The 14,061-nt window shown below is 59.6% G+C and carries 9 protein-coding genes and 1 pseudogene; 4 read left to right on the top strand and 6 right to left on the bottom strand.

The window, feature by feature from the left end; translation table 11 throughout:
• Positions 1-17: 17 nt before the first annotated feature.
• Together RX328_RS30350 and dusA are read right to left on the bottom strand one after the other, a co-directional pair.
• Positions 18-632 (bottom strand): hypothetical protein, encoded by a 615-nt coding sequence (locus tag RX328_RS30350; RefSeq protein WP_213255135.1) that lies wholly within the window; start codon positions 630-632, stop codon positions 18-20.
• Positions 633-905: 273 nt separating this feature from the next.
• Positions 906-1,865, bottom strand: coding sequence for a tRNA dihydrouridine(20/20a) synthase DusA (dusA, locus tag RX328_RS30355; protein ID WP_249727046.1), 960 nt, complete (start codon positions 1,863-1,865; stop codon positions 906-908).
• A gap of 488 nt (positions 1,866-2,353) precedes the next feature.
• Between dusA and RX328_RS30360 the strand changes: the two genes are divergently transcribed.
• Entirely contained in the window at positions 2,354-2,626 is a 273-nt protein-coding gene (locus RX328_RS30360; RefSeq protein ID WP_213255140.1) for a TetR/AcrR family transcriptional regulator C-terminal domain-containing protein, read from the top strand.
• A gap of 829 nt (positions 2,627-3,455) precedes the next feature.
• Positions 3,456-3,614, top strand: a pseudogene (locus RX328_RS43895) (hypothetical protein); the annotation flags it as partial.
• 49 nt (positions 3,615-3,663) lie between these two features.
• Here RX328_RS43895 and RX328_RS30370 read toward each other — a convergent pair.
• Together RX328_RS30370 and RX328_RS30375 are read right to left on the bottom strand one after the other, a co-directional pair.
• Positions 3,664-6,768 carry a DEAD/DEAH box helicase gene (locus RX328_RS30370; RefSeq protein WP_213255142.1) on the bottom strand — a complete coding sequence of 1,035 codons (3,105 nt, stop codon included), beginning with the start codon at positions 6,766-6,768 and terminating at the stop codon, positions 3,664-3,666.
• Between the two features lie 358 nt (positions 6,769-7,126).
• Positions 7,127-8,668, bottom strand: coding sequence for an FAD-dependent monooxygenase (locus RX328_RS30375; protein ID WP_317258538.1), 1,542 nt, complete (start codon positions 8,666-8,668; stop codon positions 7,127-7,129).
• Positions 8,669-9,004: 336 nt separating this feature from the next.
• Here RX328_RS30375 and RX328_RS30380 point away from each other — a divergent pair, with 336 nt between their 5' ends.
• Positions 9,005-10,762, top strand: a complete 1,758-nt coding sequence (locus tag RX328_RS30380; RefSeq protein ID WP_213255148.1) for a thiamine pyrophosphate-requiring protein — start codon at positions 9,005-9,007, stop codon at positions 10,760-10,762.
• Between the two features lie 57 nt (positions 10,763-10,819).
• Here the strand turns inward: RX328_RS30380 and RX328_RS30385 are convergent, their stop codons facing one another.
• Both RX328_RS30385 and RX328_RS30390 read right to left on the bottom strand, forming a co-directional pair.
• Positions 10,820-11,818 carry a Bug family tripartite tricarboxylate transporter substrate binding protein gene (locus RX328_RS30385; protein WP_213255151.1) on the bottom strand — a complete coding sequence of 333 codons (999 nt, stop codon included), beginning with the start codon at positions 11,816-11,818 and terminating at the stop codon, positions 10,820-10,822.
• Between the two features lie 96 nt (positions 11,819-11,914).
• Complete coding sequence (locus RX328_RS30390) at positions 11,915-12,640, bottom strand: Bug family tripartite tricarboxylate transporter substrate binding protein (protein ID WP_213255153.1); 726 nt, start codon at positions 12,638-12,640, stop codon at positions 11,915-11,917.
• Between the two features lie 499 nt (positions 12,641-13,139).
• Between RX328_RS30390 and RX328_RS30395 the strand changes: the two genes are divergently transcribed.
• On the top strand, positions 13,140-14,033 hold the full coding sequence (locus tag RX328_RS30395) for an IclR family transcriptional regulator (protein WP_312018104.1): 894 nt from the start codon (positions 13,140-13,142) through the stop codon (positions 14,031-14,033).
• Positions 14,034-14,061: the final 28 nt, after the last annotated feature.

Raw genomic sequence — 14,061 nt, forward strand, 5'->3', positions numbered from 1 at the left:
ACATGCCTCGAAACCTTCTACGTGACAGGTCGCGCCGCCTCCTTGACCGCCTGGCTCGTGGTCGCCATTCCAGCCGCATAGGCCGCACCGGCGCCAAGCAGCAGAGCGCAGAAGCTGGCAAACATGACATAAGCGAAGTGTTTGCGCGCCTCCTCGATCTGCGCCTGCGTCGGAGATCTGGTGGCTGCACCGACCGTCTCGCGTCCAGGAACACCCGACAAGTACGCGATGCGGGCGCTGGCAGCATATGATGGCCCAACCAGATTGCTGGCAACGCTGGTCGCGGAAGCCGGAAGCGTCGCCGCCGCCGCAACCACCACGACGGTAGCGACCGCCCAAGCGGCCAGGGCATGTCCGACGCGGCCGAGGCCTGTCTGATCCGGAGAGTTAGCGGCCGCAACTGCGCCACCCACGAAGGCGGCGATGATCCCTGACACCGCCCACCACACGAACGCCGCCCAGCCGGCGCCGGCGGGCGCTGATTGGGCGGTCGGGACATCAATCGCAAGCAAGCCAATGCCGAACCCGAGCATGGTTAGCAAAATCTGGACTACCAGCGACGCAAAGACGCCGGCCAGCACGGCCGACCAGGTCCAACCGAAGAAAGCGTTGGGAAATCTGAGCATAGCCATGACCAATTCCTCCATTGCTGTTTTTGGTTCCAATGCTGTCAGCAAACTTTGGTTCCTATGTGCGGAACCACTGGAAGCCTCTGTCGATTGGACTCCAAAACAGTTCTAGGAGGATGGACATGACATTTGGTCGAGGCGCGCTGCTGTGGCTCTTGGGAATTCCGCTTCCCGTGATCCTGCTGCTGGCGCTGTTCTGGCGTTAGCTGAATCGGGCGACGCCGATCGCAACAGATAAAGAGCGCGCGATGCGGGATAATTTTGAGCGCTTAGCGCTCACGCTGCAATCGAGGCCATTGCGCGATCCTCGACCAGCGCGATCGCAGCGCGCAGCACATCGACGCCGGCGCCCGGCCTGGTGCCCCTCTCCGCCAGATGGCGGCGAAAGGCGCGCGCGCCGGGCACGCCGTGAAACGCGCCGACGAAGTGCCGCGTCATCGCATGCAGCTTTGCGCCTTGCGCCAACTGGTCTTCGATATAGGGCAACATCGCTTCGAAGACGTCCTTCATCGTCGCGTGAGGTGCCACCTCGCCGAACAATTCCGGATCGACGTCGAGCAAACGCCACGGCTCCTGATAGGCCGCCCGGCCCAGCATCACGCCGTCGACATGGTCGAGGTGCCGCTTCGCCTCGGCAATACTGCCGATGCCGCCATTGATGATAATGGGCACACCCGGCAACGCGGCCTTGAGCCGGTAAACCCTGTCGCAATCGAGCGGCGGGATGTCGCGGTTTTCCTTCGGCGACAATCCGTTGAGCCAGGCCTTTCGGGCATGGACGATCAGCGCGTCGGCGCCGGCCGCGACCACGCCGCGCGCCAGCACGTCGAGCGCCACTTCCGGGTCCTGGTCGTCGATGCCGATCCGGCATTTCACCGTCACGGGAATCTCGACCGCACGCTTCATGGCAGCGACGCCCTCGGCAACCAGCGCCGGCTCCGCCATCAGGCAGGCGCCGAAGCGGCCATCCTTCACGCGGTCGGACGGACAGCCGACATTAAGGTTGATTTCGTCGTAGCCAAACTCCTCGCCGATCCTCGCGGCGATCGCGAGATCATCCGGAACGGAACCACCGAGTTGCAGCACCACCGGATGCTCACGTCGGTCGAAGCCGAGCAGCCGCCTCCGGTCGCCATGAATGATGGCGCCGGTCGTCAGCATCTCCGTATACAGCCGCGCACGCCGGCTCATCAGACGGTGGAACACGCGGCAGTGCCGGTCGGTCCAGTCCATCATGGGGGCAATGCAAAATCGATGGGCTAACATATTGATACTATTTCGCTTTATCGTCTCGTCTGGAATAGCTGATTTTTGGGCCAACACAAATTCAAAGCTGACTATTTGGGCATTTTCCTTTCGTTTCAAGTGCTTAAGTCGATCGCCTGTTCGTCCTCCGATGATGCCGCGCCTTGCCCGATACGGCGTTGCAGTAGCGGATGGGCTCATGCAGTACCGCGCTAGTTTGTACCCTCCTGATCAATCCCATCTACTTAGGCCGCAAAGTAGCGTGCCGCTCTCCCGAAGCCCAGCGCTTCAGGACCGCGGTCGTAGTTCTGGCGATGATACAGTAAGAAAACTTGCGCGCTGTGGGTCGGAGGTTAGCATTTTCGCTATGACAACCGAGGTCGAGCAAATCGGCGCGTCAGCAAAGCCATCAGCCTAGCCGTCGCGCTTGGGGGACTTACGGAGGGATTGCGCGCCCTAAATCGTCGCCAGCGAAAGATTTGTTCACGCCGGCCGTCGCGGTCCTTACGAAAATTCTGGCAAAAGCGAAGCAGGCCGGCGAAGTCGATCTTGCGGATTGCGAAGCCGGCGCCCGCCAGTTCCTTGGAATGCTCCACGGAAAAGTCCATCTGAAGGCCGTGCTTCAGCTCGGCGACATACCAACGCTTTCCGAGATCGATTTGCGCGCCCGCACCGCCGTGAAAGCCTTTCTCGACGGTGCCTCTCCTGTCGAGACGGCGCCAATCGTTGCACGAGCAGCATTAATAGCATGAGAAGGGAATCGAACATGCTCTGACGGTTTTCCATTTGGCCCGCTTTAGGAGCCGAGCTCCACCGCATCCGTCTCCAAATTGTACATCGCGCCGGTCATCTTGATGCTGCCCTCGCTTCCATTTCAGCAAGCACGGGGCCGTCCCCAGGCGCTCCCCCTCCCGAAACATCAACCTCCAGTGACAGCGCAGCATGTTCAGTTCGGCCTCCGCATGCTGGATGTTGCTCGATTTTCTTGGATCTCTCGTTGCACACATCATGCACACCACCCTCTAGTCGCGTTCCACTCAAGCGTTGCTCGGTTGGCGCACGCCAAGCGCAAGTGACATTCGCGCGACGCTCGGTCTCGTCTCAGTATTGGGGGTTCGAATCGAGGGAGCGCTACCAACCCACGCCAACCCTCCTCCAACCTTTATCGTGAAGTTCACGGCAAGATCGACCGCTCAGATTCCGGACACGTCTACTACTCTCTGTGGCCGCCTACGCCGCCTAACGCAGAATTTTGTTCACTAAAGAGAAATCGTCAGTCGGACGGTACAGCATTTGGTACAGCATGGCTGGCAACGACCGTGCTTAACTGCTGATCGCGCTTCGCTTTTTGAGATGTCCCGGTCCAATCCATTAACGGCGAAAATCCAGCGCAAATCCTTGTCTGACTTGAGCTGCGAAAGAACCGGTCTTTGCTGGTTTGGCCGTACAATCATTCCGGGCGCAGCTTCAAAGAAAAATAGCATCGGGAATGTGCTGCGCTAGCGGCGGAGCTGCAGCCGCTGGTCGACAAGGTTTTGGAGCCATTGTGAAGCTACCGGCGCGCGGGACCGGACGGCAACCCTCAAGGTAAAGTTCGCCGATTTCGAATTGATCACCCACAGCAGGTCAGTCCCGTCATCGACGCTGAGCTTGGTCCTCGACCTGCTGAGGCATCTAATGCAAGAAGACGACACGATTGCTCGGAATCTCCGTTTCCGGATTCAACAGGCCCGAAGCTGAAGACGAGGATCAGTTGTCTCTCATGTTAGATGAACAGCCGTCGCCGCGATCACTCGTCCAGAAGGTCGAGGAACTCTTCGACCTTTCTAAGCGGTCCCTCGCGTCCGTTGCTGATGTAGACAACCCGATCGCCATCGCGTTGCAGGGATCGTGCTCTGGATTTCCGAAGTCGTCCCGGCAGGAAAGTTGCGGCTACGGCATCCGGGCCTACATCAAGTCTTATGATTCCTCTTCGCTTGCAGTCGATCCTGAGCCTTGCTGCGGCAAAGAAATCGCGGGCCGCCGGAGGCAATCTGCCGAATCGACGAGAAGTCTCCTCCTCGAGATCGTCCAACTCATCTTCGCTTCGACATCTGGCGACGCGGCCGTAGATTTCCAGCCGAACCGCCTCCGATTGCACGTAGCCTGCGGGCAACATGTCCCCTACCGGCAGATTCAGGTCAGGCACCCACAGGTCGGCTGTTCTGTCGTCGGCTTTCTCCGAGGCCAATTTCAGAAGGTGGCTGTAGAGCACGGGTCCGAACACCTGCACATGGCCCGACTGTCGCTCTGAAAGCACGTCCCCCGCTCCCCTGAGGTCCAGATCCCGCGCACTGATCGCGAAACCCGCGCCCGGTCTGTTGAATTCCTCCAGAACGGCCAATCGCTTCTCAGATCGCTCCGACTCCGAATCGGTCAGCAAATGCGCAAACGCGCGTATCCCGCTGCGGCCCACCCTTCCTCTGAGCTGATGAAGTTGCGCAAGACCGAACTTTTCGGGCCAACAGACCACGATCGTGTTTGCACGTGGGATATCGAGACCGCTCTCTACGATGTTGGTCGCCAGCAGCACGTCCGCCGCGCCTTCGACGAAGCTCATCATTCGGTCATCTATGTCGTCGGCGGGCAACTTGCCGTGCAGACAGACGATGCGGAGATCCGGGGCCACCGATTGAACGCGCGCCAGCATCGGATCAAGGTCCTGAATTCGCGGACAGATCAAGAAGCTTTGCCCGTGCCGCCTTTGCTCGCGCAGCAATGCGGAGGCAATAGCAGCATCCGAAAGAGGAGCAACCTTTGTGACGACCGGGAGTCGATGAATGGGCGGAGAGGCGATGACGCTAAGATCCCTGAAGCCAGCAAGACCGCCCGCGAGAGTCCGCGGAATCGGCGTGGCGCTCATCCAAAGGGCATGAATACCCTTGGCCAGCCCGGAAAGTCTCGCCTTCTCCGTCGCCCCAAAATGCTGTTCCTCATCGATGACGACAAGGCCGAGGCCGGCGAACTTCAAGTCCTTCGAGGTGAGGGCCTGCGTTCCGACTACGACCTTCAATTTGCCACTCTTGAGCCCCTCCTTCACCTCTCTTGTCTCTGCGCCCGAACCGGTTCGCGACAAACTCCCCACCTCGATGCCAAACGGAGCGAAGCGTTTGCGGAAAGTCGCGACATGCTGTCTTGCCAGGACGGTCGTCGGCACTGCTATCGCCACCTGCTTCCCTGACAATACGACGGCGGCCGTGGCTCGCAACGCCACCTCGGTTTTGCCGAATCCGACGTCGCCGCAAATGATCCTGTCCATGGGGTGGCCCGACGCAAGATCATCCAAAACGTCCCGAATGGCCTTCGCTTGGTCGACTGTCGTGAAATACGGAAAACGCGCGACGAACCTCTCATAGATGGGACCAGGAGGTACGAGCTTCGGAGCCCGCCGGCGGCGCCGCTGGCTGATGTATTTGGCGAGCTGCTTGCCGGCGATTTGAATTTCGTGCTCCGCCTCAGTACGCCGGCTCCACCATGTACTTCCATCCGCTTTGTCGAGGGTGAGCTCGCCGCGCTCCGACGCATATGGCCAGATCAAGGCCAGGTCAGAGGGCGGAACGAGCACTGCATCGTCTCCCGCAAATACCAGCCTGATCATTTCGCGCGACGACCCGCCCCCCGTTGCCACGGTCTGCAAGCCGTCGAGCAAGGCCAGTCCCCGCTGCAGATGAACGACCGCGGCGCCCTGCTCCGGTACATCTGCGTGGTCGAAAGCCGCATTCCAGCTTCTAGCCAGGGGCTGCGGATGATGAGCCCTGCTGCCGAGCACATCGGAAGCAGTTACGACGACAAGAGGTTTCCGGCCAGGTACGACAAACCCTCTATCAAAATCGGCCAGCAGCGCCGCCTCACGGTTGCGTCCGGCCGTCGCCTCGTTCCAATCCGCAAAGTGCTCCGCCTTGACTCCGCTCATCCGTTCCAGCACGCGCAGGTCGTCCTCATGCGCTGCGACGAAAACCAGGCGCGAACCGGCGCGCCGCGTATCGTCGACGAACGCACGAAGCGCCTTCCTGGGCGATGCAACCTGCGAAAAGTCCGGTGTGGGAGCGAAAGGTGCCTTTTGCGACAGCACGTTCATACGCCTGGTCGCCTGCTTCCATTCGCGCCTCCCGAGGTATTCTCGGTCTCTGTCCGTGCGACCCGCCGCCTCCTCGATCGTGCTAAGCCAGCTATCAGCGTGCGCTGAAACGCCGGCATCCGCGACCCACTTGGCTCGACCACAATAGTCGAATAGGGTCGAGCGCTTTCCGCGCATGTTCCCGAACGCCAGCCGCTCCGACATCGGGTCGATGAGAAGCTCTTCCGTCTCAAAAACGATGTCATGTTCTATCGGGTCGAACGCCACGATCCGACGTATCACCCCGCCAGAATGCTCTACTCTGAACGGACCGAGCGCGCCGGCGGGAAAAATCTCGAATGTCTTCCCGTGAAACAGCGCGCCGCCGGGATAGTCCGCCTCTTCGTCAAGGTCGTATCCGAGGGGCTCAAGCCGCGCCCGGAGATCTTGTTCAGAAAACGCGGCGCCGACTTTCAACCGAAGGATTACGCGAGACCAACTCGCCGCCGTGGGAAGGCGCTCCATCACGGCCTCTGCCGTGGATACGAGCAGGATCGGCTTCTCAGGCTTGGCAAGGCGCCTCAAGACCGAGCTTCGTCTACCCGCGAGTTCGTGCGACGGCTCCAGCTGATCGAACGGCAGCGTATTCAGTCTTGGAAAAACAAGCACATCGCACGAAGGCGCGAGGGCATGAATGACGGCACCCAGCCGCTCGGCCCTATTCTCGTTTTCAGCAAGAAAGACGACGCCTTTGCGACCCGACTTCCTCCACTGTGCGAGCAGATGGAGGGCCACCATGCCTAGGGGCAATGAAGAGGAGATCGCAGTCCGCGATGAAGAATTCTTTCGCTTCGTTGCCTTGTTGGCAACACGCGCTTTGCTAGATTGGCCCACATTGAACCCGTCGTTGATTCGCCACCAACTGGGGCTGATGGCGAGTGTTGCTTCGAACAGGCCCGCTCTGATGCGAGAGCTACGCCTCGGGCTGCGTACATATGCGAATTTGATCGCGGACGCACGTATCCAATCTAGTCGTCCAGTGAAACGTCGCTTGGGAGCGGAGGCGTCTGATCGCCCCCTTCTCCGCCCGATAGTAGGTTCCCGATTCCTGACGATTGCCCGCTCGCCTCAGCCTAGGCCTCGGCAGGCAGGACCGTCATTGCTCCAAGCCTGTCACTCGTTTGAGAATTGCTTCCGGATCGACTTCACCGTTGTTGGACGTCCACGCGACGAATTGATCCGGTCGCACAAGCATTAGCGCCGCCTCGTAACGCGCACGTTCGCCGGTACGGCGGTCCTCGATCACCGTGAGGGGCACATTCAGTGCCTTCGCTGCCGTTGCAAACGCCTTCACCGCAGCGTCATCGACATCTAGGGCCAACAGCGTGAAGCCTTTTCCCAGTTCATCGTAGACATTGCGTCCGCCCGACAAGCGCGCGGGAGCCAGATGATGCCCGGCCCGCGCCTTGAATGTATGTGCGCCAATCGCACTGCAATTGGCGTCAGTGGGGCCCCATACGATCGGCGAGCCCTCGTAGTTCGGTTCGAAGGCATTGACTTCGGACGCAGCACCGGAACGGCGCGCTTCCCACATTCGCTCAAACGCGTCCTTGTTCAGTTCCGGACTGTATTCGGCCAGGAACGACCTATCTGTCTCAATAGATCTCTCGATGAAATCCCGCGCAGTCGACTTGAAGACCGGCCTTCTCTCTTCATCATAGGAATCAAGCAGTTTTTCTCCGCCCCATCCCTCAAACACGGCAGCAAGCTTCCAACCGAGGTTCCGCGCATCTTCCAGGCCAGTATTGACCCCATAGCCGCCATAGGGCGGGTGGCTGTGAGCTGCATCGCCTGCAATGAAAATCCGCCCCTCTCGGTAGCTATCCGCGATGGCAACCCGTAGCTCCCAAAAGCCGATATGTTCAAACTCCAGGTCAAACTCGGTGCCGACGGCGGAATGGAGGTATTCGCGAAAATTGAAGTTGTCTTTCGTCGTGCCGAGCGGCACCGGGGCGTGGAAGAACCAGGTGGTTCCCAGATCTACTCGGCCGAAGAACTTCCAGTAACCTTTAAGCTCGGGGTCAAGGATGTTGTAGTAGGACTTGCCGGGGTAGCGCTCCAAAAGCCGGTGCAGCTCGTGCGACTTGAAAACGAGGAGCACCATGAGCCTGTCATGCTCCGAACGGGTTTGGCTGATACCCGCATGTTCTCTGCTAAGCGAACGGCTACCATCGCAACCAACCACGTACTCGGCCCTTAGTGTCCGGCGTTCACCCCCTTCCCGCTCGGCAACCACGACATCGACGCCGCAAGCATCCTGGATGACGCTTTCGGCGGTCCATCCGTACAGAGTCCGGATTGCGGGTATCTCGCTAGTGCGCCGGCGTAGAACGGCTTCCGTTGCGTATTGTGGCAATCTCTCGTTGTCAGTGAAGTAGAAGGGACGAACGAGCTCTCGCTGGAGCCAGTCATATGTATATTGGCCGAGAAGTGTTTTGTAGGCAGTCAGCCCGCCGATTCCGTATTCGCGCGGAATCGTTCGCGCAGCCCGCAGCTCTTCCTCGATGCCCCAGAAATGAAAATGTTCCATGGTGCGCTGCGTAAGATTTTGGCCTTTGGGGATGCGTTGCGGCTGCTTGTAGCGCTCAACGACGGTGCAGTTGATGCCCTTCTGACCAAGCTCGATTGCAAGTCCCATTCCGACGGGACCGCCACCTACAATAAGAACAGGCTCGTTACTCATCGCTGCGACCTTAGGCCTTTCTGCAGAAGCTTCTCGGCGAACAGCCTTCGTTCGATGGTTTGCGGCGGTGATGGCTCAATGCATTCCTCCCATCGTATCGTAAGGCCCGTTGTCGCTTGACACCAAGCGACCGGCTCCTCAAGCTGTGCAAAAATGATCTTAATGTCCACTATACGGACATCCTCGTCTAGGCAAGCCGAAGAATGGCGTGAAACTGTATCGGATCTCCGTCCCAGTTCTTTTCCAACGGCGAAAGCGCGGCGGTTCGATCGGCATCAAGGGAGCGATGGGATGGATACGGAACGCACACAACATGCGCTCGGGTCAGGCGATGCGCGAAAAGCTGACCGAGAAAGCGAAGCTGGCTTTCTATCAGGTGCCGAGGCATTCCTTTCGCAATTGAAAGCAAGTGGGGTCGAGTACCTGTTCTCGAACTCAGGGACAGATTTTCCGCCCATCATCGAAGCCTTTGCCAGAACGTCGACGACACAATTGTCGTTTCCCACTCCACTTCTCGTGTCGCACGAAGCAGTTGCCATGGGCATGGCGCATGGCTTCTATCTTGTTACAGGTCGCCCCCAGGCTGTCATGGTTCACGTCAATGTTGGACTTGCGAACGCGACCATGGGGATCATCAACGCCGCGTCGGACAATGTCCCGGTAATCGTCTGCTCGGGACGGACACCCATCACGGAGACAGGACGGGTCGGCAGCCGCACAACCCCGATCCATTGGGGGCAGGAAATGCGCGACCAAGCCGCGATGGTGAGGGAACTCGTCAAGTGGGACTACGAGCTTCGGTATGGGGACCAAGCCATTGACGTCGTTTCACGCGCAGTTTCACTGGCTACCAGCGATCCGCCAGGCCCGGTATATCTCAGCCTCCCCAGGGAAGCACTGGCGGAGGTCTCTGCTTCCGATGTTCGAATCCGCGAGTCTGTAGCCGCACAGTTGGGCCGGCCGCGTACCGACGCTGTTGAGAAAGCCGCAGAACTGCTTGCGAACGCGAAGTCTCCTCTCGTCATTGCGCAGAGAGGCACAGGCTCCGGCGATTTCGATCCGTTATCAGAATTCGTGGATCGGTATGCCCTGCCAACCTGCGAATTCTGGGCAACGCGTAACTCGCTTTCCACTAGCCACCCTATGCACATTGGCCGGGATCCGACTGACTGGCTGCGCAGAGCCGACGTCGTGCTCGTGCTGGATTCGATGGTCCCGTGGATTCCGGACCAGATGGCGCCGCCCGCGGGCTGTAAAACCATCGCGATTGGCTCCGATCCATTATTTTCCCGCGTTCCAATGCGCGGCTATCCCTTTGATGTCTTGCTGACGGGCAGCCCCGCAGAGGCGGTAAGAGGTCTCGACGAGGCGCTAGCCACTCACAAGGACCTCGACGCCGTGCAGATCAGCGATCGACGTCGCGATATCCACACCCGCCGCGACGCTCTCCGGCAGCAGATTCGAAGCCGGATCGAAGCGGGCAGCGGCTCGCCAATGAGCCCGGCCTGGGTGAGCTACTGCATGTCGCAAGCCAAGGATCCTTCAGCGGTCGTGTTTTCCGAGTTGGCATGTGAACCCGCCGCGATGATCTTCGAGAAGCCTCGGACGCTTTTCACCGTTCCACAAGCGGGTGGCCTTGGATGGGCGCTGCCCGCAGCCCTTGGCGCTCAGCTTGCCGATCCGGCCAGCGAAGTCATTGCCTGCGTGGGCGATGGGTCATACATATTCTCGAACGCCGTCGCCTGCCATCATATGGCGTCGGCACACCGGTTGCCCGTCCTCACGATCGTCTTCAACAACGGTGTCTGGAACGCAGTCCGGCGCGCTACAGTAGGCATGTATCCGAACGGCGCAGCGGCTCATGCGAATAAAATGCCGCTTACGTCCCTAGAACCGTCTCCCGACTATTGTGGCATCGCGCGCGCACATGGCGCGTACGCCGAGCGAGTTGAGCGAGGCGAGGAATTGCCCAGCGCGCTGAAACGCGCATTCGAACACGTGCGCACGTCTCGGCGGCAAGCGCTGCTTGATGTCATGGTGTCATACTGAAGGGAAGTTCGCTTCCCCAGGGCGCAGGCTCCAATGACGCTCGCACGCTCCAGGCTGTCATTGATCGAGCTGAACATTCGCCGACTTCGCTATCGCGCTCCACGACTGCAGCTCGGACGCGATCCTCGCGGCGAACTCTGGTGACGTGCTGCTCGCCGCCTCAGTGGCGACGGTTCGGAGACGTTGGCGCACCTCGTCCTCCTGCATTACTTTATGAACTTCGGCTTCAAGGCGCGCCGTGATGTCCTTCGGCGTGCCTTTGGGTGCGAACAGTCCTGTCCAGAAGATGGCTTCGGCGCCGGCAACACCAGCTTCCGCGGTCGTGGGGACATTTGGTAGCTGCGGCAGTCTGGCTGACGCTGTCACCGCCAAGGCACGAAGTTTACCGTCCTGGATCAGTGGCATGGCAGGAAGCGTGTCCGTCATCGCCGCGGTCACCTGCTTGGATAGAACCGCCACCACCGCATCGTTGGTGCCTCGATATGAAACGCGCTGCAGCGTCGCGCCGGTTTTGAGTTTCAGGAGCTCAAACGCGAGCGTGAACGTCGGAGAGGCGCTCGCATAGTTTGCGCTGGACGAGTTGTTCTTCGTCCATTCAATGAAATCAGGCAGCGACTTGAAGGGCGCATCCGCCGAGACGACCAATACGAGGGGGAAAGTCGCCAGGATGCTGATCGGTTCGAAATCGCGCTTGGTGTCGTAAGGCGTGTGCGCCGAGACGGCCGGTCCTACGACCATCGCGCCGCTCGCTCCGACCATCAGCGTATATCCGTCCGGCTCCTGGCTCTTGACGAAGCTTGCTGCAGTGGCCCCGCCCGCTCCTGGCTTGTTCTCCACGATCACCGGCTGGCCAAGGACCTTGTGCAATTTTTCGGCCAGCACACGTGCCAGAATGTCGTTGCTACCGCCGGGAGCAAAGCCGACAACCAGGCGAATCGGTCGGTTTGGATAAGAGGAGGATGCCTGCGATTGCGCGTTGGCGATCCACGGCGAGAACGCGATGGTGGCTACTATTATAAGGCTCAGCAGCAACCAGGTGCGACGAAGTCCCTTCATGGTGCTCTCCATATGTTTGTCAGCGGCCGGCATGCGATCGTCGCTGCCGTCAGTTCGTCGGCAGAACTGGCCTCTCAGCTATTCGCGCCAGTAGTTTCAGCCTGAGCAGACAAGGTCGCGCATCCTCGCAGCCTCTTTCTGGAGAAAAGCCGCGAAACCTGACGAATCGAGATAAGCGTCGACGCAGGAAATTTGGCGCACCCGCTCACGCACCGAGGAATCAGCAAGCGAGATCTTGATATGTTCCGACACCCGCACGACGATGTCGTTCGGAATACCTGCCGGCCCAAACATGCCAAGCCACGCGCTGACCTCGAAGTTCGGCACAACCTGTTCTGCGACCGTTGGAATATCGGGGACTAGATCAACCCGCCGGGCCGACATGATCGCAAGGGGCACGACCTTTCCAGCCTTGATGTGCGGATGCGCCGAAGTTAGGTCTACCGAACACAGCGGGATTTGGCCGCCGAGAACGTCAGTCATGGCTGGAGCACTCCCGCGATAAGGCACGTGAACAAGGTTTGCCTTGGTTGCCATTTTGAGGAGCTCGATCGCAAGATGCTGCGCGGAGTTCACGCCCGTCGAGCCGTAGGAAAACCCGTCCGTCTTTTGTTGGGAGCGGTCGATCAATTCCTTGAGCGATCTAACGCCGGCATCCGGATTGGCGACAAGCACCAGAGGAATATCGACGAGCTTCGCGATTGGAGTTAGCTCGCGCAGAGGCTCGAAGTTCGCGCTCGCATCGGCGACATGAGGATTGATAACAAGCGCTCCCGTCGCCCCAATTCCAATTGCATGACCGTCGGGACTAGACCGCGTCAAAGCGATTAGTCCCGTGGCCCCCCTGCTCCAGGCCGATTCTCAACAACCAAGGGCTGCCCCAGAAGCTGCGTGAGCTTTTCTCCCAGGATGCGCGCCACCCCATCGCTGGAGGCCCCGGGAGCGAACGGCGTGATGATCGTGACCGGACGAGAGGGAAAATGCTGTCCGTAGGCAATCGTCGGAGCCAGCAAGCCGGTTAGCAAAACCGTCCGACGCGAGATCGCGCTCATCCGTTTTCTCCCTGTCATTTTTCTTTATGGCCGGCCTGCGCCGATGCGTCCATTGTATGGACGTCATGTTCATTATAAAGGCTAAAGGGTCAGCTGCGGAGCGTCAAGATGGTTCAACTCTGCTGAAGGCGCCTTTCGAAGGCGGTCCCTTCGCAGGTTGGCGCCGTGGCCGAGGATCGATCCCCAAGATACCCTCCGGAACACATGCGACGGTTTGACCGGCGCTAAGGCGGCCGGTACAAGGAAATTCCATCAGTTCGTGATCGTCCGTGAAACGTAAGCCCGGAAAAACCGCCTCATCTTCCGACGCGAACAGCGCAGTTCGTGAACGCCGTCGCGCGGAGAAGTCCGGCGGCGGCGAATCCCTGTCGACGGTCAGGGCTGTCGATCGAGCCATCGCGGTTTTGCAGTGCTTTACGGCCGAAACGCCCGTGATGAGCGTACTTGAGATCCAGCGTCTGGTGGGCCTGAGCCGACCGACCCTCTACCGGCTACTGCAAACCCTCGCAGGCACGGGGCTGATCACTGCCGAAGGTGATCCTCAACGCTTCAGGCTCGGCCATGGCGTGATGCATCTCGCCCATGCGTGGCTGTCTGGAATCAAACTCATAGACGTGGCAAGGCCCATCGTCGCGGGCCTTCGCGAAAAAACCGGCGAAACCGCCGCACTGTTTGTTCTGCAAGACGACCATCGGATCTGCGTTCTTGAACTGGAGAGCCATCACGTCTTGCATATTGCACGCGGCATCGGAGATAGAGGCGGCCTAGTCGTCGGAGCAACCGGCAAGGCAATCCTTGCGTTTCTTGACGAGGATCGGCAAGCGGCAACGATCAGTAAGGCTCTCAGCAAGGCACGGCAAAATGAGTTCGTCAGCGCGCTGAAGGCCATTCGCGCCCAAGGATATGCAACGAGTCGAAGCGAAGTCATTCTTGGCGCTGTCGCGGTCGCGTCTCCCTTTTTCAATCACAACGGCGAGGTCACCGGATCGATTGGCGTTTTCGGGCCGACCGCACGCGTGAACGACGCTGACGTTCCGAAGATTGCCAGGTTAGTTGTAGATGCGGCCGGCACGCTTTCAACTCAGCTCGGATACAGACCAAAACGCTCTGGGGTCGCGGCGCCTGAGGTTGAAAGCCCCCGCAAGGTTCGACGACAGCCCTAGATAGTTCTTCGCCATCCTCGAATTACCG

The organism is Bradyrhizobium sp. sBnM-33 (assembly GCF_032917945.1).
Classification (GTDB): Bacteria; Pseudomonadota; Alphaproteobacteria; order Rhizobiales; family Xanthobacteraceae; genus Bradyrhizobium.

Excerpts from the sequence above, each read along its gene's own strand:
- RX328_RS30350 (WP_213255135.1), bottom strand. The coding sequence starts at position 632 with ATGGCTATGCTCAGATTTCCCAACGCTTTCTTCGGTTGGACCTGGTCG.
- dusA (WP_249727046.1), bottom strand. The coding sequence starts at position 1,865 with ATGATGGACTGGACCGACCGGCACTGCCGCGTGTTCCACCGTCTGATG.
- RX328_RS30370 (WP_213255142.1), bottom strand. The coding sequence starts at position 6,768 with ATGGTGGCCCTCCATCTGCTCGCACAGTGGAGGAAGTCGGGTCGCAAA.
- RX328_RS30375 (WP_317258538.1), bottom strand. The coding sequence starts at position 8,668 with ATGGGACTTGCAATCGAGCTTGGTCAGAAGGGCATCAACTGCACCGTC.
- RX328_RS30380 (WP_213255148.1), top strand. The coding sequence starts at position 9,005 with ATGGATACGGAACGCACACAACATGCGCTCGGGTCAGGCGATGCGCGA.
- RX328_RS30385 (WP_213255151.1), bottom strand. The coding sequence starts at position 11,818 with ATGAAGGGACTTCGTCGCACCTGGTTGCTGCTGAGCCTTATAATAGTA.